Source organism: Ralstonia sp. SET104 (assembly GCF_003851545.1).
GTDB lineage: Bacteria > Pseudomonadota > Gammaproteobacteria > Burkholderiales > Burkholderiaceae > Ralstonia.
Window position 1 is genome coordinate 26,117 of the sequence record NZ_BHVX01000023.1, and the last position, 24,251, is coordinate 50,367.

Here is a 24,251-nt window from a genome sequence, read left to right on the forward strand (position 1 = left end):
TGAACGTGCTCACGATGCGGGTGTGTCCTTGGAACGATCCCAGAGATTGGGCAAGTGGGTATTGGAGTAACCGGAGATGAAGGGCTTGCGTGTGCCGTCTTCTGTATAGACGGCGCGATGGATGCCGCCGATGTTGCCGCCGTACACGTGGATGCTGATTGACGTGCGGTCATCAAAGGCGTTGTGCACGCGGTGGATGTCGCCCACGCGCGGCGAGACGCATTCGACAGCGCCGGGCTCCAGGCGGATGGCGGCGCCGTCGGGCTGCGGTTTGCCTTGGGCGTCGAGCGCAAACGGCTGCGAGTACTCTGCGCCGCGCAGCATGCCAATCAGGCCCCACGTGGTGTGGTCGTGGATGGGGGTGCGCTGGCCGGGGCCCCAGACAAAGCTGACGATGGAAAAACGCTCGCCGGAATCGGCATGCAGCAGGAACTGCTGGAAGTGCTCGGGGTGAGGCTGTGCGTATTCCGCTGGCAGCCAGTCGTCGCGGGCGACGAGCGCGCTGAGCAGGGGGCCGGCGCGCGCGAAGATTTCGGCTTCGGCCGGTTGCTGATCCAGCAGGCGCGACAGCGCGGTCACGAAATCGCGCAGCGGCACGATGGACTGCGATTGCGCTGGTGCCGAAACGGAGAGGGCAGCGGAAGCGGAAACGGAAGCGAGGGCAGGCGTGCTCATCGGCAGGTTCCTGATGTGGGGCTCTGACGCATCTTGCTGGACTTGCGCGCAGGCGTCTACCTAACCTAAACCCCGAGCGCAGTGCCGCGGGCGGCCTGCAAGATGGCGCTGTTCTGCGGCGCCAACCGTTCAGGCGCTGATGCTCCGAAGTGGCCGCTGGAGGCCGCGTCCACCTTTAAAACGGGGTTTGTGCTGACGCGCTAACGGGCATTGCCCGAATGGGATTCTGCACTGGGCCGTGAGCCGCCATGCGGGCCGGCGCTGCCGGGCGCTTCCACAACGCTCTTGGGCAGGTTGGCTGCCGGGGTGGTGGCGTCTGGGGCGTTGTTGCCACCCTTGCCGAAGCGTGCCGCCAGGCGGTTTTGCGCCTCGGTCAGTTGGGCCTGTTCTTGCGCTTTTTGCGCGCGTTCCGTTTCGGCCTGTTTGGCTGAAGCGGCTTGCTCGGCCTGCGTTGGTGGCGGCAGTTTGCCGTGGGTTGGATGCGAAAACGCCGCCATCGCCAAACCAAGCGCCACTGCGGCAGGCCACATGGCGGGGCGTTGAAGGCTATGGACAGTTTGGGGCATGGCGATCTCCTGGTCGGGAACACCATGGTTCAGCAAGCGCGGTGCCGCGTGAGTTCAGCGCCCCTCGGCAAGCGCGTTGTGCAGCACCGTCTTGAGCACGTTGAACACCGGGTTGTCGTTGTCCTTGCGATACGCCATCCAGAGTTCGACCGGTTTGGCCGGCGTCGTGCGCACCGGGCGGTAGACCACGCCCTCGAAGTGCAGCATGGCCGCGGCCGCCGGGATGAGCGCCACGCCAATACCCGCACGCACCAGCGCCAGCATTGAGTGGATCTGGCTGACATATTCCACGATGTCGGGCAATACCTCCGCGCGCTCGAACAGGCTGCTCACCATTTGGTGGAAGTAGCGTGCTTCGTATGGCGAATACATCAGCAGCGGCTGGCCCTCGCAATCGCGCAGGCTGGGGCGTTGCGGCCAGTTGTCGGCCACGGCTTCCGGCAGGGCGATCACGAGCGCTTCCTGCGAGCACGGCACGGCGATCAGCTCGCCGTGCTCGACCGGCGGCCGCAGCAGACCCACGTCGATTTCACGCGCATCCAGTGCAGAGAGTTGCGCGCCGCTCACCATCTCTTTCAGCGTTAATCGCACCCCGGGTGAGGCCGCCCGCACCGCGCTCACCAGTGAAGGCAACTTTCCATAGCCGACCGACGCGGTAAACCCGATTGCCAACGCCCCCGACGCACCGGTTGCCACACGCCGCGCCGTGGCCGCCGCTTCATCGGCCAGACGCAGGATGCGCGAGGCATCGGGCAGGAAACTGCGCCCCGCCGCCGTCAACTTGACCGAGCGGCTGTTGCGCTCCAGCAGCGCTGTGCCGACCTGGTGTTCCAGCAGGCGCACTTGGCGCGAGAGCGGCGGCTGCGTCATGTGCAGGCGCTCTGCTGCGCGCCCAAAGTGCAGTTCTTCTGCCACGGCAACAAAGCAGCGGAGTTGGCTGAGTTCAAACATCGATTCAAAACCTGTATGGATTGAGTCAGTGCTTATCTTGAATGGGAAAGATTGGCGATGCAAGAATCGGCTCGCCTCGGGGCGGGGTCAATCACCCGAGGCCAACAACAACCAACTGGAGGCATGCATGTCGATGGAAAGCACGGAAGTGAATCGCCGCACATTTCTCAGGGGCGTGGCGGGGGCGGGCCTTGCAGCGGCCAGCGGCTTGGCCGGTGCGCAGAAGGTCGAAGGGTTCAAGCCGAACGCGCGTTACCCCGATGTGGCGGTGGAGGTGCTCGACCCGAGCTTTCTGAAATACCGCCTGTACAGCAGTTCCGTAGAGCAACTCGCAACGGGGATGCGCTGGGCGGAGGGGCCGGTGTACTTTCCGGCCGGGCGCTACCTGCTGGTGAGCGATATCCCCAACAATCGCATCATGAAGTACGACGAGACGAACGGCGCCTTCAGCGTGTTCCGCGAGCCGTCGAACTACGCCAACGGCAATACGCGCGACCGGCAAGGGCGGCTGGTCACTTGCGAGCACTCGGTCACGCGCCGCATCACGCGTACCGAATACGACGGCAGCATCACCGTGCTGGCCGATCACTACCAGGGCAAGCGCCTGAATGCGCCCAACGACATCGTGGTCAAGTCTGACGACAGCGTGTGGTTCACAGACCCGCTGTTCGGCATCAACGGCAACTGGGAGGGCTTCAAGGCGCAGTCGGAGCAGGCCACCACGAATGTCTACCGCATTGATCCGAACGGCAGCATCCGCGCGATCATCACTGACCTCATCAACCCGAATGGGCTGGCGTTTTCGCCGGACGAGAAGAAGCTCTACGTGGTCGAGTGGAAGGGCACGCCGTCGCGCAGCATCTGGAGCTATGACATCGCGCCCGATGGCACGGCATCCAACAAGACCAAGCTGATCGATGCCAACGGCGCGGGCGCCCTGGATGGCTTTCGCGTTGACAAGGACGGCAACCTCTGGTGCGGCTGGGGCTCGGACGGGCGCTTGGGCATCAACTCGGCCGACTACGATGGCGTGAAGGTCTTCAACGCGCACGGCAAGCCGATCGGCTTCATCCACCTGCCGGAACGCTGCCCGAACCTGACCTTCGGCGGGCCGAAAAACAATCGCTTGTACATGGCCAGTTCGCACTCCCTTTACGCCCTTTATGTGGAGGCCGAAGGCGCGGTGTAACGCCGCCCTGACCGAACGCGGCCGCTCCATCACGTGCGGCCGCAGCATCCGAATCGGTGGATTAGGGTAGACCCTGTATCAATACAAGTTCTGTATCAATCGAGTTAGCAGTTGGCTTGGACTTGAATTGATCGTGGTGCAAGAATTCGTTCACCAACAACACGCATTGATCACGAGCGCGACATGTCCCGATACAGCCCCAAAGAATTTGCCCAACAGATCGGCTCCGGTCTGCTGTCTTTCCCGGTCACGCACTTCAAGGCGTCCGACCTGTCGTTCGACGAGCCGGCCTACCGCGCCAACCTGAACTGGCTGTTCAGCCACGATGCCGCGGGCCTGTTTGCCGCAGGTGGCACGGGTGAGTTCTTCTCATTGACCGCCGCTGAAACCGACCGCGTGGTGCGCGCTGCGGTGGAGGAAACCGGCGGCAAGATTCCTGTCATCGCCCCGGCTGGACGTGGCACTGCGGAATCGATCGAATACTGCAAGGCTGCTGAAGCGGCTGGCGCAGACGGCATCCTGCTGCTGCCGCCGTATCTGACCGAAGCGTCTGCCGATGGCGTGGCCGCGCACGTGGAACAGGTTTGCAAGTCGACCAAGCTGGGCGTGATCGTCTACAACCGCGCCAACCAGGTGCTGGATGAAAACCACCTGGAGCGTCTGGCCGCGCGTTGCCCGAACCTGGTCGGCTTCAAGGACGGCGTGGGCGATCTCGAACTGATGACCCGCATCTACGCCCGCCTGGGTGAGCGCTTCACCTACATCGGTGGCTTGCCCACCGCCGAGACGTTCGCGCTGCCGTACCTGACGATGGGCGTGTCGACATACTCGTCGGCCATCTTCAACTTCGTGCCGAAGTTCGCCCTGGAGTTCTACGCTGCCGTGCGCGCGTATGACAACGCCAAGGTCTACGAGATGCTGAATGCGTTCGTGCTGCCGTACCTCCAATTGCGCAATCGCAAGCGCGGCTATGCAGTGTCGATCGTCAAGGCGGGCATGAAGGTCATTGGCCGCGATGCAGGCCCGGTGCGTGCCCCGTTGACCGACCTGACCGATGCCGAACTGGCGGATCTGTCGGCGCTGGTGTCGCGCATTGCCGAAGTGGAAAAGCTGGCTGCCTGAACGCAGCAAAAACGCAAGGAACCAACATGTATTTGAGCGGCGAACTGTTGTTGGGTGCTGCCCGCGTGGCGGGTGGTGCCGGCACGGTTCGCGCCATGAACCCCGCCACCGGGGAATGGCTCGAACCTGAATTCACGCTGGCCTCCAAGGCCGATGCCGCACGTGCCGCGGAACTGGCCGCCGCGGCTTTTGACGTTTACCGCGAGAGCGCGCCGGAAGCACGCGCGGCCTTCCTGGAGGCCATCGCCAGCCAGATCGAAGCGCTGGGCGATGTGTTGATCGAACGCGCGATGGCCGAGTCGGCATTGCCGCGTCCGCGTCTGGAAGGCGAGCGTGGCCGCACGTGTGGTCAGCTCCGTCTGTTTGCGAGTGTGGTGCGGGCCGGTGATGCCGTGGGCGCGCGCCTCGATTCAGCGCTGCCCGAGCGTAAGCCGCTGCCGCGTTCCGACCTGCGCATGCGCCGCATCGCGCTGGGGCCGGTGGCCGTGTTTGGCGCAAGCAACTTCCCGCTGGCGTTTTCAGTGGCGGGCGGGGATACCGCGTCGGCGCTGGCGGCCGGTTGCCCGGTCGTCGTGAAGGCGCATCCGGCACACCCCGGTACGTCCGAGCTGATGGGCCGCGCCATTCAAGCTGCGGTTGCACAGTGCGGTCTGCCGGAGGGCGTGTTCTCGCTGATCCTGGCGGACAACGATGTGGCTGGTGCACTGGTGGCAGATCCGCGCATTCAGGCGGTGGGCTTTACGGGCTCGCGCGCTGGGGGTCAGGCGCTGCTGCGCATTGCGCAGGCGCGTCCGCAGCCGATTCCGGTGTATGGCGAGCTGAGCGCCATCAACCCGGTCTTCCTGCTGCCCGATGCACTGGCCAAGCGCGCCGCTGTGCTGGGTCAGCAGTACGTGGCATCGCTCACGATGGGCGCAGGCCAGTTCTGTACGAATCCGGGCCTGCTGCTTGCCATCGACGGACCGGAACTGGACGCTTTTGAAGCGGCCGCCGCCGCTGCCATGGGCGGCGTGGCCGCGCAGCCGATGCTCACCGCCGGTATTCACGCCGCCTACACGCGCGGCGTCGACAAGCTGGCGGGCGAGGCCAACGTGCGCTGCGTCGCACGCGGGCAAGACAGCGACCAACCGTATCGCGGGCAAGCGGGCTTCTACATCACCGATGCCCAGAGCTTCCGGGCGCAGCCGACGCTGCATGATGAAGTTTTTGGCGCCACGGGCCTGGTCGTACGCTGCCGCGATGCGGAAGAGCTGCGCGCGCTGGCCGAATCGCTTGAAGGTCAGTTGACCGCCACGCTGCATCTGGACGCAGGCGACACCGCCATTGCGCGTTCGTTGCTGCCGATTCTGGAGCGCAAGGCGGGCCGCATTCTGGCCAATGGCTGGCCGACAGGCGTCGAGGTGTGCCAGGCGATGGTGCACGGCGGCCCCTGGCCGGCAACAACGGATGCCCGCACGACTTCGGTTGGCACGGCGGCCATCGAGCGCTTCCTGCGCCCGGTGTGCTACCAGGATCTGCCGGCCGAACTGCTGCCCGAGGCACTGCAGGACGCCAATCCCCTCAAGCTGCGCCGTTTGGTGGATGGAAGCTGGGCCTAAAGTCGCAACACACGCATAGCAAGAACAACACGCCGGGCCACACAGGACCCGGCAACTTGAACCGACTGGCACGACAGGTGCCGGCTTAAGGAGGAGACGATGGACATCAAAGCCCCCACAGTGGGAGCCCAGGCTGTGCCGCACGCTGAGCGCATGAGCCGGGTGCGTTTCTTGATCCTCGCGATGCTGTTTATCGTGACGACCATCAACTACGCTGATCGCGCGACCATCTCCATTGCCGGCTCGGCCATGCAGAAGGATCTCGGCATCGATGCCGTGTCGCTCGGCTACATCTTTTCAGCGTTCGGCTGGTCCTACGTGATTTCGCAGCTCCCAGGCGGCTGGCTGCTTGACCGCTTCGGTTCCAAGCGCGTGTACACGTTCAGCATTTTGCTGTGGTCGCTGTTCACGCTGGCGCAGGGTGCGATTGGCTTCTTTACCGGTGCGACTGCCATCATCGTGGTGTTCTGCCTGCGCTTTCTGGTGGGCGCGGCGGAAGCGCCGTCTTTCCCGGCCAACAGCCGTATCGTGGCAGCGTGGTTCCCGGCCAATGAGCGCGGCACTGCAGCGGCCATCTTCAACTCTGCACAGTACGCCGCCACGGTGGTGTTTGCTCCGCTGATGGCCTGGCTGGTGCACGAGTTTGGCTGGCATCTCGTGTTTATCGTGATGGGCGTGATCGGCATTGTTATGGCGGTGGTGTGGAAAACGTTCGTGCACGAACCGAAAGACCACCCGCGTGTCAACCGCGCCGAAATCGAGTACATCGAAGCCGGTGGCGGCCTGGTCAACATGGACCGTGCGGGCGTGGCAAAGACAGAAGGCCCGAAACTCGGTTACGTCAAGCAGCTTCTGCAGAACCGCATGCTGATGGGCGTGTACATCGCGCAGTACTGCATCAACGCGCTCACGTACTTTTTCATCACGTGGTTCCCCGTGTATCTGGTGCAAGCGCGCGGCATGTCGATCCTGAAGGCGGGTTTCGTGGCGTCGATTCCGGCGGTGTGCGGCTTCCTGGGCGGCATTCTGGGCGGGATCATTTCTGACGCGCTGCTGCGCCGTGGTGCCTCGCTGTCAGTGGCGCGCAAGGTGCCGATCGTGCTGGGCATGCTGCTCTCCATGACCATGGTGATCTGCAATTACGTCGATGCGCAGGCCGTTGTGGTGGCGGTGATGGCGCTGTCGTTCTTCGGCAAGGGTCTGGGCGCGCTGGGCTGGGCCGTGAACTCGGATACGGCACCCAAGCAGATCGCAGGCTTGTCGGGCGCGCTGATGAACACCTTCGGCAATCTGTCGAGCATCACCACGCCGATCGCCATCGGCTACATCGTCAACACCACCGGGTCGTTCAACGGTGCGCTGGTGTATGTGGGTATCCATGCCGCGGTTGCCATCGTCTGCTACCTGTTCATGGTGGGCGAGATCAAGCGTGTGGAACTCAAGCCGCTGTAAGCCACGGGAGCAATAGAAGTGACGTTGCAATCGATCGAATCCGGCGCACGCACCCATACACCGCGTGTGACGGAGATGCAGGTGATCCCGGTTGCCGGGCGCGACAGCATGCTGCTGAACCTGTGCGGCGCGCATGCTCCGTTCTTCACGCGCAATCTCGTCATCCTCAAGGACAACGCCGGGCGCACCGGCGTGGGCGAGGTGCCCGGCGGTGAGGGCATCCGCCAGACGCTGGAGCGTGTGATTCCGCTGGTGGTTGGGCAGCCCGTGGGCCGTGCCAACGGCGTGCTCAACAGCATCCGCCATGCGCTGACCGGTGGCGGCAGTGCCGCGCATCAGGCAACGGTGCACCAGGTGAGCTCCGCCTCGGAAGCTGCCGTGCTGCGCCAGCCGCACGAGATCAACCTGCGCATGGACAACGTCATCACGGCGGTGGAAGCGGCGTTGCTCGATCTGCTGGGCCAGTTTCTGGAAGTGCCGGTGGCCGAATTGCTTGGCGCCGGGCAGCAGCGCGATAGCGCCCCGATGCTCGCCTACCTGTTCTACGTGGGCGAGCGTCGCAAGACCGATCTGCCGTATCTTGATGGCGCGAATGGCGCTGACGATTGGTTGCGCCTGCGGCACGAAGCGGCCATGACACCCGACGCCATCGCCCGCTTGGCTGAAGCGGCCACCGAGCGCTACGGCTTTGCCGATTTCAAGCTCAAGGGCGGGGTCATGCGCGGTGCAGAAGAGATGGAAGCGATTGCCGCCATCAAGGCACGCTTCCCGCATGCCCGCGTGACGCTCGATCCGAACGGCGCGTGGTCGCTCGATGAAGCGATTGCGCTGTGCAAGGGCCAGGGCCATCTCCTGGCGTATGCCGAAGACCCATGTGGCCCGGAAGCCGGCTACTCGGGCCGTGAGGTGATGGCCGAATTCAAGCGCGCCACCGGCATCCCGACAGCCACCAACATGATCGCCACCGATTGGCGCCAGATGGGCCACGCGGTCCAGTTGCACGCGGTGGATATTCCGCTGGCCGATCCGCATTTCTGGACCATGCAGGGCTCGGTGCGCGTTGCGCAACTGTGCGACGAATGGGGCCTGACCTGGGGCTCGCATTCCAACAACCATTTCGATGTCTCGCTGGCGATGTTCACGCATGTGGCCGCCGCGGCACCGGGCAATATCACGGCCATTGATACCCACTGGATCTGGCAAGAGGCCGAAGAGCGCCTGACGCGCGAGCCGCTGCGCATCCAGGGCGGCCACGTGGCCGTGCCGGAGCGCTCGGGGCTGGGCATCGAGATCGACATGGACCGCGTCATGGCAGCCCATATGCTTTACAAAACCCTTGGCCCTGGCGCGCGCGACGACGCCATGGCCATGCAGTACCTCGTGCCGGGCTGGACGTATGATCCGAAGCGCCCGAGCCTGGGGCGCTGAGCTGAATATCACTTGAGAATCAATCACGGAGTCTGTGATGTCTGAACCAACGCTGGCCTCTGAAGCCGGCAACGCAATTGAAAAGGCGCTGACGATCCGCGTGCATGACGGTGACAACGTTGCCATCGTCGTTAATGCACGCGGCTTGCCCGCCGGCACGGTACTGGCCGATGGCACCGTGCTGGTTGAAGGCGTGCCGCAAGGCCACAAGGTGGCGCTGGTTGACCTGGCCGAGGGCGACGCCGTCATCCGCTACAACGAGGTGATCGGCTATGCCGTGAAGCCGCTTCCGCGCGGCAGTTGGGTCAACGAGCACGCTGTGAAGCTGCCGTCTGCACCCGCGCTGGATGAGTTGCCGCTCGCCACGCGCCCCGACCCCAACCTCGCCAGGCTCGAAGGCTATACCTTCGAGGGCTATCGCAACGCAGACGGCACAGTCGGCACGAAGAACGTGCTTGGCATCATGACCAGCGTGCAGTGCGTGGCGGGCGTGACGGATTACGTGGTCGGCCGCATCAAGCGCGAGCTGCTGCCGCGCTTCCCGAACGTCGATGATGTGGTGGCACTCAACCACGTGTACGGTTGCGGCGTGGCCATCAACGCGCCAGCCGCCATCGTGCCGATCCGCACGCTGCAAAACCTTGCGCTCAACCCGAACTTCGGCGGCGAGATCATGGTGATCGGCCTGGGCTGCGAAAAGCTCGTGCCTGAGCGCCTCGTACCGGAAAAGCTCGCACCTGGGGGGCGTATTCCCATTGAAGTTGCCGGCACGGCAGATTCGCCGGTGCTGCGCCTGCAAGACGAAGCCTTTGACGGCTTCATCGGCATGACCGACGCCATCATGGAGATGGCCGAGCGCCGCCTGCAACACCTCAACAAGCGCCAGCGCGAAACCTGCCCGGCATCCGATCTCGTGGTTGGCGTGCAATGCGGCGGCAGCGATGCGTTCTCTGGCGTGACCGCCAACCCGGCGGTCGGTTTTGCGGCCGACTTGATCGTGCGGGCCGGCGGCACCGTGATGTTCTCGGAAGTGACCGAAGTGCGCGACGCCATCCATCTGCTTACGCCGCGCGCCATCGATGAGGATGTCGGCCGTGCGCTGTTGCGCGAAATGGCGTGGTACGACAATTACCTCAGCGGCGGCCAGACCGACCGCAGCGCAAACCCCTCGCCGGGCAACAAGAAGGGTGGCCTCTCAAACGTGGTGGAAAAGGCGCTGGGCTCGATCGTGAAGTCGGGCAGCACGCCCATCGTCGACGTGCTCGGGCCCGGTGAAAAAGTGCGCCGCAAGGGCCTGATCTTTGCCGCAACGCCCGCCAGCGATTTCGTGTGCGGCACGCTGCAGTTGGCCTCGGGCATGAATCTGCAGGTGTTCACCACTGGCCGCGGCACGCCGTATGGTCTGGCCATGGCGCCGGTCATCAAGGTGTCGACGCGCAAGGCGCTGTCCGAACGCTGGCATGACCTGATCGACCTTGATGCGGGCCGCATTGCCACTGGCGAAGCGAGCATTGCCGACATCGGCTGGGAGCTGTTCCACCTGATTCTTGACGTGGCGAGCGGGCGCAAGGAAGTTTGCGCCGACAAGCTGGGCCTGCATAATGCGCTGGCTCTGTTTAACCCCGCCCCGGTGACCTGATATGCCCACTGAAGTTCACGTTCAATCCGACCCGCTCGCGGGTGTGACCACGCGTTGCCATCGCCTGCTGCTGACCGGCGCAGGCGGCAACCTCGGCAAGGTGCTGCGCGATCGTCTGCCCAAATATGCCGATGTTTTGCGCTTGTCTGATATATCAACCCTGGGCGAGGCACGCATTGGTGAGGAGATCGCGCCGTGCGACCTGGCCGATGCGCAAGCGGTCGATGCGCTCGTTGCCGGCACGGATGCGATCGTGCATCTGGGCGGCGTGTCGGTCGAGCGGCCGTTTGAAGAGATCCTGCCAGCCAATATTGCCGGCACGTACAACCTGTACGAAGCTGCGCGTCGCCATGGCGTGCGCCGCATCGTGTTCGCCAGCTCGAACCACACCATCGGTTTCTACAAGCAGGGCGAGGTGATCGACAGCGCCTCGCCCACCAAGCCCGATGGCTACTATGGCTTGAGCAAGGTCTTTGGCGAGCAGCTTGCGAGCTTCTACTTTGATCGCTACGGCATCGAGACGGTCGCCATCCGCATCGGCTCGTCGTTTGCCGAAGCGAAGGACCGCCGCATGCTCATCACCTGGCTCGGCTACGACGATCTGGAGCAGCTCATCCGCCGCGCCTTGTTTGTGCCCCGCGTGGGTTTTACCGTGGTCTACGGCATGTCGAACAACCGTGACCACTGGTGGGACAACCGCCACGCCGCACATCTCGGCTACCAGCCCACCGAGACGAGCGAGATTTTCCGCGCGCAAGTTGAAGCCCAACCGCCGCTGCCCGCCGATGACCCGGCTGCGCAGTACCAAGGCGGCGCATTCGTCAAAGCCGGCCCGTTCGGAGACTGACGCAATGCAAGTGAACGTAGAGCCGACTGTCGAGCGGATTGGCACCATGCAATGCGGCGTGGGTGAAAGCCCCATCTGGCACGCCGGTGAGCAGGCACTGTATTGGACGGACATTCCGGGCCGCAAGCTATGGCGCTGGAATTTCTTCTCCGGCCAGCTCAATACATGGGCGCTGCCCGAGATGGCTGGCTGTATTGCCATGGCTTCCGATGGTTGGGCGATGGCCATGGAGACAGGCATCTTCCTGGCGTCGTCGCCCAAGGCTGGTGTCGAGCTTGCACCGCTGGAACGCCTCGCCACGGTGGCGCACCCGCGCCCCGACATGCGCTTCAACGATGGCCGCTGTGACCGCCAGGGCCGCTTCCTGGCAGGCACGATGGTGTTGGACACCTCCTTGGGTCTGCCGCTCGGCAAGCTGTATCGGTTCGATGCGGAGGCCGCTCGCAAGGGCAGCGTGGATGCCGTCATTGACGACCTGATCGTCCCGAATGGCCTGGCCTTCAGTCCGGATGGCAAGACGATGTATCTGTCGGATTCGCACGCGAGCCGCCAGACCATCTGGGCCTTCGACTATGACATCGACAGCGGCACGCCGCACAACCGTCGCGTCTTCATCGACATGAACGCCCACCCCGGTCGCCCCGACGGCGCCGCTGTAGACGCCGACGGCTGCTATTGGATCTGCGGCAACGATGCAGGACTCGTGCATCGCTTTACGCCGGACGGCCGCCTTGATCGCAGCATTGCCATTCCCACGTCCAAGCCTGCCATGTGTGCATTTGGCGGTCCGGGGCTGGACACCCTGTTTGTAACGTCGATTCTCATCGGCGACGACCCGCTCTCGGGCGCCACGTTTGCAGTACGCCCGGGCGTGACCGGATTACCGGAACCTGCCTTGCACCTCTGAACCCGCAGTACGCCCCACACACAAGAACAACCCCGGGGGGCTCTTAGGAGACAACACATGAAACCCATCAAAGGCTTGCGCTGGTGGATCATCGGCCTCGTCCTCAGCGGCCTGATCATGAACTACCTGGCGCGTAATGCGCTGGCCGTCGCAGCTCCCGAAGTCAACAAGGTGCTGAACATCAGCACGCAGCAGTACGGCTACATCGTCGCGGCATTTCAGGCGGCCTACATGGTGATGCAGCCGGTGGCGGGCTACGTGCTCGACGTGCTGGGCACCAAGCTGGGTTTTGCGCTGTTTGCGGCGGCATGGTCGGTGGTGTGCCTGTTGCACAGCACGGCGGGCAGTTGGCTGTCGCTGGCGGCGTTTCGCGCAATGCTCGGGATGACAGAGGCAGCGGGTTTTCCGTCGGCGCTGCGGGCCACGGCGGAGTGGTTTCCGGCCAAGGAAAGGTCGATCGCAACCGGCTGGTTCAACATCGGTTCTTCCGTGGGGGCTGTGGTGGCGCCGCCGCTGGTGGTCTGGTGCATCCTGCATGGCAACTGGCGCCTTGCCTTTGCGGTGATCGGCGGGATCGGGCTGGTGTGGAGCGTGCTGTGGTTCCTGCTATATCGCGTGCCAGCCAAACACCATCGCCTGTCGGAAGAGGAGCGCAACTACATCCGCGCCGGCCAGGAAACGCCGGATGACAACGCGAACGTGCCCAAGCCCTCGTGGGGCAAGATCGTCAGCGGCCGCCGGTTCTGGGGCATTGCCATTCCGCGCTTTCTGTCTGAGCCGGCATGGCAGACGTTCAATTATTGGATTCCGCTCTATATGGCCACCGAGCGTCATATGAACCTGAAAGAGATCGCGCTGTTTGCGTGGCTGCCCTTCTTGGCGGCCGACGTGGGCTGCGTGCTGGGCGGCTATCTGGCGCCCTGGTTTCAGAAGCGGTTTGCTGTGTCGCTGGTGACATCGCGCAAGCTGGTGATGGTCACGGGCTGCCTGTGCATGGTCGGCCCGGCTTGCATTGGACTGGCGGCGAGCCCGTACACGGCCATTGCACTGTTTTGCGTGGGCGGCTTCGCACACCAGATGCTTTCAGGCGCGCTGTACACGCTCACGTCTGACATGTTCGGCAAGCATGAAGTCGGCACCGCCGTGGGGTTGGCCGGCATGTCGGGCTACATGGGCGGCATGCTGTTCTCGCTGGCCGTGGGCGCGCTGGCAACCACCATCGGCTACAACCCGCTGTTCGTGGCGCTGGCGGTGTTCGACATCGTGGCGGCCATCCTCGTGTGGACGATGCTCAACGACAAGCAGGCGCGCCCGGTGCCGATGCAACCCGGCAATACGGCGCCCAGCACAGCGGTCTGATTTCAGTTGCTGCAGATGCTGCTGATCACGCCGCCTGCTGTGCAATCTTCGGGTTGAGCTTGGTGGGGCTGAGCGGGTCGAAGTCGACCCACTCGCCGTTGCGCCAACGTCCGGCCGCTTCTTCGACATCCATACCGCCGCAGCCGGCCAGGATGCGCGCGGCTTCGGTCTCCCGGTCGGGTATGACGCGCACGGCCAGCAGCACGCCGGAATGGCGTGTCCGCAAGGTGGCATCGGGCGGTTGCACAGGGTTGGGCGCGTCGCGAGTCGCGAGCATTGCACCCGCCAGGGAGCCGATATACGCGCCCACCCCGGCTGCTACCACTGAGAACAGCACGGCCACGTGCAGCGCAATCAGCACGACCACCCCAGCCACCGCGCCAATGGCGGCGCCAATCGCCATCCCTTTGCCCGCGCCGGCATGTGCATGGGCGGCTCCGGGGTCGGCATTGCGGTCGCCACCAATCGGAAACACCGCGTGCTGGCCGGACGGGTTGACGAAGAAGACGTTCACATCGTCTTCGGAAAAGCGCTGCGCAAACAGTGCACGCGCGGCGCCTTCAGCGCGTTCAAACGTGTCGAAACGGGCGGCGACGATAAGCGACATGGGACCTCCTGAGAAACGCATTTCCCATAGCGCAAGCAAGCCGGGGGCCCGCGGCCAGAGTTACCCAAAAGTTACCAGGCAACAATCCCTCGCCATGCTTCAACCAGACGGTGCACCCCACCGGCACGGCCGCCATGCTTACGGCAGCCTTAATTAAGACCCCTCCATCGTGGGCGCCTCTATGGTGTGTTTGCGCTGGCCGGCGCGATCCTGACGAACATCCTGTGGACTGAAGCCTCGTGCAGCGTGAGCAGCACACGGGCCCTGCTTCGAAGCACGTCGCGCTGAACCGTGTTGCCTGAACGCCCGGCCGTGTGTTTTTCAGTCTGCCGTTTCTCATGGCGGCGGCCCGCCCCGCTACAATCGCGGCCTGGCATTTGTCGATGGCGTTTGAAATGGTGCTTGGCTGGTTTGGCATTTCTACCGTGTGGCTGCTGCCGCTGGTGTGGCGGTATGTAACGCGCGCGCTGGCGGGGGAGCGGGGCTTTCTTAAAGGCCGGGGCACCGTGCGGCTCTGGCTGGTGACGCTCGTCGCGCTGAGCACCAGCGCTGCGCTTGAAGCACTCACCTCGGGCGCCGATCCGCAGGACAAGGCTGGCGGCGCTGCCGGGCGCGCGGTGTCATCGTTGTTCTCGCACCTGCTGGGTTGGACGGGCGCGTTCGTCCTGATGCTCGGCGTGCTGGTCTGGGTAGCACCGATGGTGTTCGGGCGATCGTGGGGCCAAGTGTTCAACCGCCGCCGCGCCGTTGAGGATGAAATCTCTGCCGAACCCGATATTCGCCACGATGAACCCGCTGACGATGGGCTCAAACCGACCGCTTTCGGACTTGGCGGAGCAGGGGAGGCGCACTGGAGCGGCAACACCGGCGCCGCGCAGCCGGCAGTGCGGCACCGTGGCATTGAGGCTGTGTCCGCACGGCGCCATCCCGCATGGCAGCCGCCACCGCGCACGCGCCCGTCGCCGCCGCAGCCCGGAGAAATCTGGCCGCTGATCGATGCAAAGAAGGGCGCGCCGGCGGAGGCGCCCGCCAGCGCAAAGGCGACCACACCTGCGGCGGCGGCAACGCCGCCACAGACGCCTCCAGCACGCCCAAAACCACGCGGCACTATCGTCAGCAGCCCGTTCCATCAACCGCAACTGGGTCTGCAGACCCAGGCACCAGTGACACCTGTGGCACCCGTGGCACCCGTGGCACCCGTGGCGCCTGTAACGCAAGCGGTTCCTGCAAGCGAGCCGGTTGCTCCGGCCGAGCCGACGATGCCGGAGCCGGTGCAAACGCAAGCCCGCGTTGCAGTCACTCAAACCGTTGATCTGGGCGCGGTACGCCAAGAGGCGGAAGCGCTTCTGGCCGAACTGCGAGGGCTGATGATGCCCTCCGCGCCGACGCCGCCTGAACCAGAGATTGCAGAGCCGGTTGTTGAAAACACCGTCCCGATTCTCGACGCGCTGCCCGAAGCGGAAGCGCTGGCCGCTGCGCAGCCCATCGAGCCGACCGCGCAGCCCGAAGCTGCGCCTGCATTGCCAACGGCCAAACCGCGCATTGTTCTGCCCGCCGTGGTGGGGGACGTGGTATCAAGCGCAACGCCAGCCATTGCCGCTGCGCCAACACTGGCCCCCGCACCGGCACCAGTTCCCGCGGCACCGCGCATGGTCGACTACCGCCTGCCCGGCGCCGCACTTCTGACGGCTGCATCGGCCAGTTCTGAAGCCGTTTCAACAGAACATCTTGAAGAAACCAGCAACCTGATTGCCCAGCGCCTGGCCGAATTCAAGGTCCCTGTGACGGTCGTTGGCGCTTCGGCTGGCCCGGTCATCACGCGTTTCGAGGTCGACCCGGCGATTGGCGTGCGTGGCGCGCAGGTCGTCGGGCTGATGAAGGACCTGGCGCGTGCGCTGGGTGTAACGTCCATCCGCGTGGTCGAAACCATTCCCGACAAGACATGCATGGGCCTGGAACTGCCCAATGCCAAGCGCGAAATGATCCGCTTGTCAGAAGTCGTGAACGCGGCGGATTTCCAGTCGCACGCGTCGCACCTCGTGCTCGCCATGGGCAAGGACATCACCGGCAACCCGGTGGTGACCGATCTTGCTCGCGCACCGCACCTGCTGGTGGCCGGCACGACCGGCTCCGGCAAGTCGGTGGCCGTCAACGCGATGATCCTGTCGATGCTGTACAAGGCCACGCCCGACGACGTGCGCATGATCATGATCGACCCGAAGATGCTGGAGCTGTCGGTGTACGAGGGCATTCCGCATCTGCTCGCGCCGGTCGTGACCGACATGAAGCAGGCCGCGCACGCGCTCAACTGGTGCGTCGGCGAAATGGAAAAGCGCTACCGCCTGATGTCTGCCCTGGGCGTGCGCAACTTGGCTGGCTACAACCAGAAGATCCGCGCGGCGGAGCAGGCCGGCCGCAAGGTGCCGAACCCGTTCTCGCTCACGCCGGATGCGCCGGAGCCACTGTCCACGCTGCCGATGATCGTGGTGGTGATCGACGAGCTGGCCGACCTCATGATGGTGGCCGGCAAGAAGATCGAAGAGCTGATCGCACGCCTGGCGCAAAAGGCGCGCGCGGCGGGCATCCATTTGATTCTGGCGACGCAGCGTCCGTCGGTGGATGTCATCACCGGCCTGATCAAGGCCAATATCCCAACCCGCGTGGCATTCCAGGTGTCGTCCAAGATCGACTCGCGCACGATTCTCGACCAGATGGGCGCGGAATCGCTGCTTGGCCAGGGCGACATGCTGTTTTTGCCGCCAGGCACCGGCTATCCGCAACGCGTGCACGGCGCGTTCGTCGCCGACGAGGAAGTGCACCGCGTGGTTGAGCACTGGAAACAGTTTGGCGAGCCCGAGTACGACGAAGCCATCCTCGCCGGTGATCCGGGTGAAGCCTCCGCGAGCGGTGATTTGTTCGGTGGCGAAAGCGGAGATGCAGAAGCCGATCCGCTTTACGACGAAGCAGCCGCGTTCGTGCTCAACACGCGTCGCGCTTCTATTTCTTCCGTGCAGCGGCAACTGCGCATTGGCTACAACCGTGCGGCTCGATTGATTGAGCAGATGGAAGCGGCTGGGCTGGTGTCGCCGATGGGGCGCAATGGGCAGCGTGAGGTGCTGGCGCCGGGTGGTGGGGAGTGACGTCCGGCGCGAGGGTCAATCCGTGATCGTGTAAGCGTCGACCAAGCACGCGCACTCCTCCACGCCGGGGGCCGAAAGCACTCAGCTCTCGGCGGTGACGATCAACGATTGCAGCCACTGCCCAAGCTGCACCTCGCCTTCCTCATCCAACTGCCCCGACAACACGCCGTACCACTGAGCGACCGCCTCGGCCGGCAGGGCGGCCTTGAGAATGGGCAGACTGTTTTCCAGGAAGAGGGTTGGCCGGGATTCGTAAAAAGCCGCCACACGATGTGCCTTGCGCTTCTGACGCCGAGGCCGTCAATTACGCCATCAGCGGCGGCGACGTGGAATGCGGACCGTCAGGTCGGCCAGCGTGGCGATGCCGTGGGCATGCAGGGTGGCGACCGCGCGAGCCAGCAGCCATAGGCCGATGGGCATCACTCACCTGGGGCTCGGGAATGGGCAGCGACCGGAGCGTTTCCAGTGCGCGGGCGACCGATCTGGCGTGCTAGGTACGTTGCGCCACGTCGCAGAGAAACAGTGCGGCCAGATCGTCTTGATGGCGCTGGCGGGCAAGCTCAGCCAGGCGTTGGCGGATTTGTCCGAGCACGCCGCGCGCCGAGCGGCTGTCCCCCAGCGCGCACAGCGGCCAAGGGGCCGCATCCGGCATGACTGTTGAGGTTGAAGAATCGCGCATCGATTTGGGCTCGTACTGGACTGTGAACCCGCAAGACGATACCAGTGTGCCCTCCGATTCGGTCTGGCGTGTTTTGCAGAATCACAGTTTGCACTGAAAAGGACGCTATATCGCTAAGATCGCTTATCGTAACAAGCCTCTCTCCAGCGACGGATTCTTCAAGGGATCCACGTGGCCTTTTCCCCTTGAAATCTACCTAGCCGGATACTATTTTTATTTCGCTCAGGCAGTCGCTACGTTGCGCACTGCGTGTTTCTGTTTGTTTGCCAGCAGCTTGGCAGGTGGATGGGAGCGCGTATGGCTCTTCACCTCCTCGCTGCATCCACGGAGGATACGACCATGAGTGACCTTCTCTTTGGGACCGACCTCTTCAGCGAACTCGATCGCATGCAAAGGCAGATGGCGAGTTTGTTCGGCGGTTTCCCGTCCAGCATTCGCTCCGGGCGTTTTGGGGCATTCCCACCCGTCAATATTGGCTCCACGGACGATTCCATCGAAATCGTCGCGTTCGCTCCGGGCGTCAAGCAGGACAAACTTGACGTGTCAATCGACAAGGGCCTGCTGACCATCAGTGGCGAGCGCGCAGCGACGTATTTGGATGACGAGCCAGAGGCACGGCTGTACGCCCAAGAGCGGTTTTCTGGCACATTCCGGCGCGTGATCGAACTGCCCCAGAGCGCCGACCCCGATAAGGTGCAGGCGCGTTACGCCAACGGCTGCTTGTCGATCAGTGTCGGCAAGCGGGAGTCTTCCAAGCCTCGGGCGATCGCTGTCCAGTAATGCCAGGAGGATGTCATGAACGATACTACCCAAGTCACCAAGCGTGACGAGAGCGCCGTGGCACAGCGCCAGGAAGATAGGCCGACGGCAGCGATGACGCTACTCCCTGCTGTCGACATCATTGAGAACAGCAGTGGCGTCACCCTTTGGGCCGACCTGCCCGGCGTAACTAAGGATAAGCTCGATGTGAACGTCCACGACGGCAACCTCCATATCGAGGCCGAAGCTGTCGTGCCGACACCCTCTGGCCTGCGCGTGCAACACGCGGAAATCCGGCAGCCACACTTCGCGCGCGCTTTCTCGCTGGGGCCAGACCTTGACACGTCAAAGATCGAGGCGAACCTGCAAGACGGTGTGTTGAAGCTGGCCATCCCGCGTCGCGACGAGGCTCGTCCGCGCCGCATTGATGTCACCGTGGCGTGACATCTCCAAGAAGGCGCATACGGAGCCGGCAACGGTGGCGTCCGTACGAGACCACCGTTGCCCCTTCGGGTGGGGCGAACAGTTTTGGCATGTCCAAATCAACACCTCGGTGCCGTACCGCTGGGACACACTCGACTTGGCGCTGCGGAGGCATCGAAGCGCATAGGCGTCGATAGGAGGGCAACATGAAAACGGAACTGGGCAAGTGGAACCCGTTCAAGTTCTTGCGCCGGACGTCTGCCGACAAGCTACCTGGGGCAGAGGAATCCAACGCGCCTGCGCCCAGGCACTGGGCGCCAGAGTGGCCGGATGTTTCGCGGTTGTTTTCCGGCGATCCCTGGCGAGCGATGGGCGAATTCCTGCACGAACCCCTCACGGGCTTCGGCGGTTTGGATCGCTGGTTCGGAGACTTCAGCTCCTCTCGCTTCCAGCCGCGGATCGACGTGGTCGACGATGGCACGGCTCTAAGGATCACCGCCGAGCTGCCGGGGATGGACCGCGAGGAGGTGCAGACGACCATCGAAGATGGCGCACTGGTGCTGCGTGGTGAGAAGAAGCAGGACATTCGGAGCGAGGAAAATGGCTGCTACCGCCTGGAGCGCGCATACGGCGCGTTCATGCGCAGCATTCCTCTGCCAGAGGGCCTCGACCTGGACCACATCGAGGCCCGATTCGAACGAGGCCTGCTGACCCTACGCCTGCCCAAATCCAGCTCACCGCCGCCTTCAGTCAGAAAGATCGAAGTCACGTGAGCAGGTCGGCAATCACATGGACATGGCGTCGCCCCCATGCCCGGCAGGTGTGAGCCAGGCGGCGACGCACGGCCAGGGTGGTCACGGCGGGGCCGGCCACGGTAAGGAGTTCAGCACAACTGGCGAATGGAGGTGAGAGAAATGAAGTCTTCCGAATTGGCATTTCCTGGGGCGGAAGCCGCCTTTGGGATGGGGACATCGGTGGAATTTGATTCTGACTGGCTCACCTTGGGCAAGCATCGGGTGAGGCTCCGATGCACACGTGGATTCCCTTCCGAGAGAACACGGAGCGTAGCGGAACTTGCGAAGATTGCCATTGAGAATAATTTGAGTGCAGCAGCCCGGTTGGTCGAGGTGACTGCGGGACGAGGCGAGAAATCCTACACGATCACCATTGGCACGACCTTCACGAAAGACAAACAAATGACGCCCCATCTTGAATTGGCGCTGGCCACCATTTTTGGGCTGGCGCCCAGCCAACTCAATATGGAGGTCGTGGTGGTCAGCCAGGCGGAAGTGGATATGCATGCCGGCGTGTATGAGCGAATGCTGGCAGAGAAGCTTCACATCGTGCCGCCAATACAGTGAAGGACGGCGAGCACGTGCGGTTTGGCAAGTATGCGGAGGCCGTAGGCAAGGTCGCAGGCGAGGCACTGCTGGTCAAGCGTGAGGATCACATCCTCTGCATCATCGAATAGCGAGCAAGTGAAAGGGTTCGCAGGGAAATTCCGAGCGGGGAAGCGCTAGTCGCTTGAACATCATGAGCAAGATCATCGGAATCGATCTCGGCACCACGAACTCGTGCGTGGCGTTGATGGAAGGTACTCAGGTCAAAGTCATCGAGAATTCCGAAGGCGCGCGCACGACGCCGTCGATTGTCGCCTATATGAACGATGGCGAAATCCTGGTCGGGGCGCCCGCCAAACGGCAGGCCGTTACGAATCCCAAGAACACGCTGTTTGCCGTCAAACGACTGATCGGCCGCCGCTATGAGGACAAGGAAGTGCAGAAGGACATCGGCCTGGTCCCTTTCACGATCTTCAAGGCTAGCAATGGCGATGCGTGGATCGATGCGCAAGACAAGAAGCTCGCTCCGCCCCAAATCTCAGCCGAAGTGCTGCGCAAGATGAAGAAGACCGCCGAAGACTATCTCGGTGAGCCAGTCACCGAGGCCGTCATCACGGTTCCCGCCTACTTCAACGACAGCCAACGCCAAGCGACGAAGGATGCCGGCCGCATAGCTGGCCTGGAAGTCAAGCGCATCATCAATGAGCCGACTGCGGCGGCGCTCGCGTTCGGGCTCGACAAGAAAGACAGCCCGGACCGCAAGATCGCCGTGTTCGACCTCGGCGGTGGCACCTTCGATATTTCCATCATCGAGATCGCCGACGTGCAAGGCGAGAAACAGTTCGAAGTGCTGTCGACAAACGGTGATACCTTCCTGGGCGGAGAAGACTTCGACCAGCGCATCATCGACTACATCATCGGCGAGTTCAAGAAGGACCAGGGTGTCGACTTGTCGAAGGACGTACTGGCGCTGCAACGCCTGAAGGAGGCGGCGGAAAAAGCCAAGATTGAACTCTCATCGAGCCAGCAGACGGAGATTAGCCTGCCGTACCTCACGGCAGACGCCAGCGGGCCGAAGCATCTCAGCCTGAAGCTCACGCGTGCCAAACTCGAATCCTTGGTTGAAGACCTGATCGAGCGCACGATGGAGCCGTGCCACATCGCCATCAAGGACTCCGGTGTTCCGCTGGAGAAGATCGACGATGTGATTCTGGTGGGCGGCATGACGCGCATGCCAAAGGTACAAGACAAGGTCAAAGCGCTTTTTGGCCGCGAGCCACGCAAGGACGTCAATCCCGACGAAGCGGTGGCGGTGGGCGCGGCGATCCAGGGCGCGGTGCTCACCGGTGACCGCAAGGACGTGCTGCTGCTCGACGTCACCCCGCTGTCGCTCGGCATCGAGACGCTGGGCGGCGTGATGACCAAGATGATCAACAAGAACACCACCATCCCCACCAAATTCTCCGAGATCTTCTCCACCGCCGATGACAACCAGGCAGCAGTGACCATCAAGGTCTACCAGGGCGAGCGCGAAATGGCCACCGGCAATAAGCTGCTCGGCGAATTCAACCTCGAAGGCATTGCGCCGGCGCCACGGGGCATGCCGCAGATCGAGGTGACATTCGACATCGACGCCAATGGCACCCTGCACGTGTCGGCCAAGGACAAAGCCACGGGCAAGGAAAACAGGATCACCATCAAGGCGAATTCGGGTCTTTCCGAAGGGGAAATCGAGAGCATGGTGAAGGATGCAGAGGCCCACGCCGCCGAAGACCGGCGGCTGCGGGAGTTGGTCGATGCGCGCAACCAGGGCGACGCGTTGGTGCACAGCACGCGTAAGGCGCTGGCCGAATACGGTGAGAAGCTGGAAGCAGGCGACAAGGCGAAAATTGAATCCGCGATGAGTGAGCTTGAGACGGCACTGAAGACCTCCGACAAGGCCGAGATCGACACGAAGGTGCAAGCGCTCGCCGCGGCGTCACAGAAACTCGGGGAAAAGATCTACGCGGACGTACAGACGCAGGCAGGCGCCGACCCGAATCGCTCAGCGGGAGCCCAGGAGGCAGGCAGCGAGAAGAGCGACGAGGAGGTGACGGATGTGGAGTTTAAGGAAGGCAACCCTAAGCGGTAATCGGGTCACACCGTGACGCAGTGCAAGAGCGGGTGTGGCCAATCGGCTAAGCCGAGACCAGCGGGTCCAGGGTAGGCGTCGCCATTCAAGGCCGAAGGCATACCGTGGGGCCCGCCTCATGGAAGCAGGAGGATGGATTCGGGAACGTAGGGAGGCACACAGGAACGGAGACATTGCCATGCACATTACCAAGGTCGATTCGCGAAATGCGCGTGCCAGTGAGATTCGGGAAATCGTCGGTCCAATTGACGAGGCAGTGATCACTCGGATTCTGGACATTGAGCCGAGCATTGAGGACGTGCGGCTGGCGTACCACAGGCTGCGCGTCGACAAATGTCCCTCGTGCAAGAAGGTATCAAATCTGGGAGGAAAGGCTGCAGAAGTGTTCGAAATACTTGACGACGAGTTTCCTGATTTCGATTCGTCAGGCCATCCCTATAGTCCTAGCTAGATGCCACGACGTCTACGTGATCATCATGGACATGACCGTGCAAGCGAAGAACGGTAATGTGGAAGTCCGGGTAGTTCGCCGAAGCGATCACAGATGGGACGGAGGGTATCGCTACGTGCCCCATAGGGGCGAAGCAACAGGCTGGTACAGCGCGGCCATGCCGGAGGGTTTCGTTTCGCCTGGCATCGCAAGAAGCGCTGCCATATTGGCGGGGCGCCTATATGTGAAGAAACTGGGTGCGGGCGAGGAGCCCGGCACAAGGCGGGGCTCCTCCTGAGCCGAAGTCCTTAGCTGCGGTCAACCGTACGCTGCACGGTGTGCATCGCTGTTACGAAAGCGGTCAGCGACGAGGCCGGGCTTGCTTCCTGTAGCGTTCATGATTCAGGTGCCAACACGAATGTGTGGACACACAGAGTCAGGACGTAGTGTTCGGCGCAAGAAAGAAGCCACGCCGCGCGGCACGCGACCAAAGAGACACACGGTAGCATGAACACCCTTACCTACACCCTGGTCGCCTACCGCCCCGATGGCGCCACTAATAAGAGCGAGCATGACATCTTCGTCAGCCGCGACTGGCAAGAGGTGGTGCAACGCACCGCGATTCTGCTCGACCAGAACGCCAAGTGCGAGACCAATCAGCTTTGGAATTATTACCTCTTGGTGGACGGGCAGTTTGCCGGCCCCTACACTCGGGAACGGTTGGCGAGGGCCGCGACCAACTACCCACGGCCGGTGCGGGCATGAAGGGGCGGCGCATCGGTTCCGTTCCTTTCTACGCAGAACCTGGACGCTCCTCGTATCTGTTCACCGCGCCCGTGGCCCTTGAAGGTCAAAAACCGAAATTTCGCGCTCTTTGAACGCCAACTTGATCGTGGCGTCGGGTTCGCGTTGCATTGTCGAATACCGGCGATTTACTCTGACAACGGTACTTGCGGCGGCAGAAAATTTCCATTCCTGATCAATACGTTAGGGCCAATCTGGCGGAAAT

24 protein-coding genes are annotated in these 24,251 nt (G+C 63.1%); 17 read left to right on the forward strand and 7 right to left on the reverse strand.

The genetic code is table 11. From position 1 onward, the window contains the following. Positions 1-9: 9 nt before the first annotated feature. The 3 genes from PSUB009319_RS21050 to PSUB009319_RS21060 form a co-directional block, all read right to left on the reverse strand. Positions 10-675, reverse strand: a complete 666-nt coding sequence (locus PSUB009319_RS21050; RefSeq protein ID WP_124384124.1) for a cysteine dioxygenase — start codon at positions 673-675, stop codon at positions 10-12. Between the two features lie 200 nt (positions 676-875). After that, a complete protein-coding gene (locus PSUB009319_RS21055; protein ID WP_124384125.1) occupies positions 876-1,241 on the reverse strand; it encodes a hypothetical protein in 366 nt (121 codons plus the stop codon). 54 nt (positions 1,242-1,295) lie between these two features. Further along, complete coding sequence (locus PSUB009319_RS21060) at positions 1,296-2,192, reverse strand: LysR substrate-binding domain-containing protein (protein ID WP_124384126.1); 897 nt, start codon at positions 2,190-2,192, stop codon at positions 1,296-1,298. A gap of 127 nt (positions 2,193-2,319) precedes the next feature. On the opposite strand from PSUB009319_RS21060, the gene PSUB009319_RS21065 reads away from it, so the two are divergent. The 9 genes from PSUB009319_RS21065 to PSUB009319_RS21105 all read left to right on the forward strand — a co-directional run bounded on the left by PSUB009319_RS21065 (position 2,320) and on the right by PSUB009319_RS21105 (position 13,733). Then, entirely contained in the window at positions 2,320-3,381 is a 1,062-nt protein-coding gene (locus tag PSUB009319_RS21065) for an SMP-30/gluconolactonase/LRE family protein (RefSeq protein WP_124384127.1), read from the forward strand. 183 nt (positions 3,382-3,564) lie between these two features. Next, a complete protein-coding gene (gene kdgD / locus PSUB009319_RS21070) occupies positions 3,565-4,503 on the forward strand; it encodes a 5-dehydro-4-deoxyglucarate dehydratase (RefSeq protein WP_124384128.1) in 939 nt (312 codons plus the stop codon). Positions 4,504-4,529: 26 nt separating this feature from the next. Then, on the forward strand, positions 4,530-6,101 hold the full coding sequence (locus PSUB009319_RS21075) for an aldehyde dehydrogenase (NADP(+)) (RefSeq protein WP_124384129.1): 1,572 nt from the start codon (positions 4,530-4,532) through the stop codon (positions 6,099-6,101). 99 nt (positions 6,102-6,200) lie between these two features. After that, positions 6,201-7,553: an MFS transporter gene (locus PSUB009319_RS21080; RefSeq protein ID WP_124384130.1), complete on the forward strand. Its 1,353-nt coding sequence runs from the start codon at positions 6,201-6,203 to the stop codon at positions 7,551-7,553. An 18-nt stretch (positions 7,554-7,571) separates the two neighbouring features. Beyond that, the gene (locus PSUB009319_RS21085; RefSeq protein ID WP_124384131.1) at positions 7,572-8,981 is read left to right on the forward strand and encodes an enolase C-terminal domain-like protein; all 1,410 of its coding nucleotides are present in this window, start codon (positions 7,572-7,574) and stop codon (positions 8,979-8,981) included. 37 nt (positions 8,982-9,018) lie between these two features. After that, positions 9,019-10,620 (forward strand): galactarate dehydratase, encoded by a 1,602-nt coding sequence (gene garD, locus PSUB009319_RS21090; protein WP_124384132.1) that lies wholly within the window; start codon positions 9,019-9,021, stop codon positions 10,618-10,620. A gap of 1 nt (position 10,621) precedes the next feature. Beyond that, positions 10,622-11,467 (forward strand): NAD(P)-dependent oxidoreductase, encoded by an 846-nt coding sequence (locus PSUB009319_RS21095; RefSeq protein WP_124384133.1) that lies wholly within the window; start codon positions 10,622-10,624, stop codon positions 11,465-11,467. Positions 11,468-11,471: 4 nt separating this feature from the next. Next, on the forward strand, positions 11,472-12,374 hold the full coding sequence (locus tag PSUB009319_RS21100; RefSeq protein WP_124384134.1) for an SMP-30/gluconolactonase/LRE family protein: 903 nt from the start codon (positions 11,472-11,474) through the stop codon (positions 12,372-12,374). Positions 12,375-12,431: 57 nt separating this feature from the next. Continuing rightward, on the forward strand, positions 12,432-13,733 hold the full coding sequence (locus PSUB009319_RS21105; protein WP_124384135.1) for an MFS transporter: 1,302 nt from the start codon (positions 12,432-12,434) through the stop codon (positions 13,731-13,733). A gap of 25 nt (positions 13,734-13,758) precedes the next feature. Here PSUB009319_RS21105 and PSUB009319_RS21110 read toward each other — a convergent pair whose 3' ends face one another. Next, entirely contained in the window at positions 13,759-14,340 is a 582-nt protein-coding gene (locus tag PSUB009319_RS21110; protein ID WP_124384136.1) for a hypothetical protein, read from the reverse strand. 383 nt (positions 14,341-14,723) lie between these two features. Here PSUB009319_RS21110 and PSUB009319_RS21115 point away from each other — a divergent pair, with 383 nt between their 5' ends. After that, positions 14,724-17,480, forward strand: a complete 2,757-nt coding sequence (locus PSUB009319_RS21115; RefSeq protein WP_124384137.1) for a DNA translocase FtsK 4TM domain-containing protein — start codon at positions 14,724-14,726, stop codon at positions 17,478-17,480. An 81-nt stretch (positions 17,481-17,561) separates the two neighbouring features. Here PSUB009319_RS21115 and PSUB009319_RS21120 read toward each other — a convergent pair whose 3' ends face one another. The 3 genes from PSUB009319_RS21120 to PSUB009319_RS23330 all read right to left on the reverse strand — a co-directional run bounded on the left by PSUB009319_RS21120 (position 17,562) and on the right by PSUB009319_RS23330 (position 18,159). After that, positions 17,562-17,747 (reverse strand): hypothetical protein, encoded by a 186-nt coding sequence (locus tag PSUB009319_RS21120; RefSeq protein WP_124384138.1) that lies wholly within the window; start codon positions 17,745-17,747, stop codon positions 17,562-17,564. 45 nt (positions 17,748-17,792) lie between these two features. Further along, positions 17,793-17,900, reverse strand: coding sequence for a phage integrase family protein (locus PSUB009319_RS23430; protein WP_306308035.1), 108 nt, complete (start codon positions 17,898-17,900; stop codon positions 17,793-17,795). A 70-nt stretch (positions 17,901-17,970) separates the two neighbouring features. Continuing rightward, positions 17,971-18,159, reverse strand: a complete 189-nt coding sequence (locus PSUB009319_RS23330) for a hypothetical protein (protein ID WP_260393097.1) — start codon at positions 18,157-18,159, stop codon at positions 17,971-17,973. A gap of 339 nt (positions 18,160-18,498) precedes the next feature. Between PSUB009319_RS23330 and PSUB009319_RS21130 the strand changes: the two genes are divergently transcribed. The 7 genes from PSUB009319_RS21130 to PSUB009319_RS21165 all read left to right on the forward strand — a co-directional run bounded on the left by PSUB009319_RS21130 (position 18,499) and on the right by PSUB009319_RS21165 (position 24,007). After that, positions 18,499-18,939, forward strand: coding sequence for an Hsp20/alpha crystallin family protein (locus PSUB009319_RS21130; RefSeq protein ID WP_020830062.1), 441 nt, complete (start codon positions 18,499-18,501; stop codon positions 18,937-18,939). Between the two features lie 15 nt (positions 18,940-18,954). Further along, positions 18,955-19,362, forward strand: coding sequence for an Hsp20/alpha crystallin family protein (locus PSUB009319_RS21135; protein ID WP_016727451.1), 408 nt, complete (start codon positions 18,955-18,957; stop codon positions 19,360-19,362). A 185-nt stretch (positions 19,363-19,547) separates the two neighbouring features. Beyond that, positions 19,548-20,114 carry an Hsp20/alpha crystallin family protein gene (locus tag PSUB009319_RS21140; protein WP_124384139.1) on the forward strand — a complete coding sequence of 189 codons (567 nt, stop codon included), beginning with the start codon at positions 19,548-19,550 and terminating at the stop codon, positions 20,112-20,114. A gap of 201 nt (positions 20,115-20,315) precedes the next feature. Then, the gene (locus PSUB009319_RS21145) at positions 20,316-20,702 is read left to right on the forward strand and encodes a hypothetical protein (RefSeq protein ID WP_124384144.1); all 387 of its coding nucleotides are present in this window, start codon (positions 20,316-20,318) and stop codon (positions 20,700-20,702) included. A gap of 172 nt (positions 20,703-20,874) precedes the next feature. Then, positions 20,875-22,812: a molecular chaperone DnaK gene (gene dnaK, locus PSUB009319_RS21150; protein WP_124384140.1), complete on the forward strand. Its 1,938-nt coding sequence runs from the start codon at positions 20,875-20,877 to the stop codon at positions 22,810-22,812. Positions 22,813-22,990: 178 nt separating this feature from the next. Continuing rightward, on the forward strand, positions 22,991-23,263 hold the full coding sequence (locus tag PSUB009319_RS21155; protein WP_071615345.1) for a hypothetical protein: 273 nt from the start codon (positions 22,991-22,993) through the stop codon (positions 23,261-23,263). A 486-nt stretch (positions 23,264-23,749) separates the two neighbouring features. After that, a complete protein-coding gene (locus tag PSUB009319_RS21165) occupies positions 23,750-24,007 on the forward strand; it encodes a hypothetical protein (protein WP_124384142.1) in 258 nt (85 codons plus the stop codon). Positions 24,008-24,251: the final 244 nt, after the last annotated feature.

Excerpts from the sequence above, each read along its gene's own strand:
- dnaK (WP_124384140.1), top strand. The coding sequence starts at position 20,875 with ATGAGCAAGATCATCGGAATCGATCTCGGCACCACGAACTCGTGCGTG.
- PSUB009319_RS21140 (WP_124384139.1), top strand. The coding sequence starts at position 19,548 with ATGAAAACGGAACTGGGCAAGTGGAACCCGTTCAAGTTCTTGCGCCGG.
- PSUB009319_RS21075 (WP_124384129.1), top strand. The coding sequence starts at position 4,530 with ATGTATTTGAGCGGCGAACTGTTGTTGGGTGCTGCCCGCGTGGCGGGT.
- PSUB009319_RS21100 (WP_124384134.1), top strand. The coding sequence starts at position 11,472 with ATGCAAGTGAACGTAGAGCCGACTGTCGAGCGGATTGGCACCATGCAA.
- kdgD (WP_124384128.1), top strand. The coding sequence starts at position 3,565 with ATGTCCCGATACAGCCCCAAAGAATTTGCCCAACAGATCGGCTCCGGT.
- garD (WP_124384132.1), top strand. The coding sequence starts at position 9,019 with ATGTCTGAACCAACGCTGGCCTCTGAAGCCGGCAACGCAATTGAAAAG.
- PSUB009319_RS21065 (WP_124384127.1), top strand. The coding sequence starts at position 2,320 with ATGTCGATGGAAAGCACGGAAGTGAATCGCCGCACATTTCTCAGGGGC.
- PSUB009319_RS21135 (WP_016727451.1), top strand. The coding sequence starts at position 18,955 with ATGAACGATACTACCCAAGTCACCAAGCGTGACGAGAGCGCCGTGGCA.
- PSUB009319_RS23330 (WP_260393097.1), bottom strand. The coding sequence starts at position 18,159 with ATGCGCGATTCTTCAACCTCAACAGTCATGCCGGATGCGGCCCCTTGG.
- PSUB009319_RS23430 (WP_306308035.1), bottom strand. The coding sequence starts at position 17,900 with ATGCCCATCGGCCTATGGCTGCTGGCTCGCGCGGTCGCCACCCTGCAT.
- PSUB009319_RS21110 (WP_124384136.1), bottom strand. The coding sequence starts at position 14,340 with ATGTCGCTTATCGTCGCCGCCCGTTTCGACACGTTTGAACGCGCTGAA.
- PSUB009319_RS21095 (WP_124384133.1), top strand. The coding sequence starts at position 10,622 with ATGCCCACTGAAGTTCACGTTCAATCCGACCCGCTCGCGGGTGTGACC.
- PSUB009319_RS21050 (WP_124384124.1), bottom strand. The coding sequence starts at position 675 with ATGAGCACGCCTGCCCTCGCTTCCGTTTCCGCTTCCGCTGCCCTCTCC.
- PSUB009319_RS21060 (WP_124384126.1), bottom strand. The coding sequence starts at position 2,192 with ATGTTTGAACTCAGCCAACTCCGCTGCTTTGTTGCCGTGGCAGAAGAA.
- PSUB009319_RS21130 (WP_020830062.1), top strand. The coding sequence starts at position 18,499 with ATGAGTGACCTTCTCTTTGGGACCGACCTCTTCAGCGAACTCGATCGC.
- PSUB009319_RS21165 (WP_124384142.1), top strand. The coding sequence starts at position 23,750 with ATGAACACCCTTACCTACACCCTGGTCGCCTACCGCCCCGATGGCGCC.
- PSUB009319_RS21080 (WP_124384130.1), top strand. The coding sequence starts at position 6,201 with ATGGACATCAAAGCCCCCACAGTGGGAGCCCAGGCTGTGCCGCACGCT.
- PSUB009319_RS21115 (WP_124384137.1), top strand. The coding sequence starts at position 14,724 with ATGGCGTTTGAAATGGTGCTTGGCTGGTTTGGCATTTCTACCGTGTGG.
- PSUB009319_RS21055 (WP_124384125.1), bottom strand. The coding sequence starts at position 1,241 with ATGCCCCAAACTGTCCATAGCCTTCAACGCCCCGCCATGTGGCCTGCC.
- PSUB009319_RS21155 (WP_071615345.1), top strand. The coding sequence starts at position 22,991 with ATGCACATTACCAAGGTCGATTCGCGAAATGCGCGTGCCAGTGAGATT.
- PSUB009319_RS21105 (WP_124384135.1), top strand. The coding sequence starts at position 12,432 with ATGAAACCCATCAAAGGCTTGCGCTGGTGGATCATCGGCCTCGTCCTC.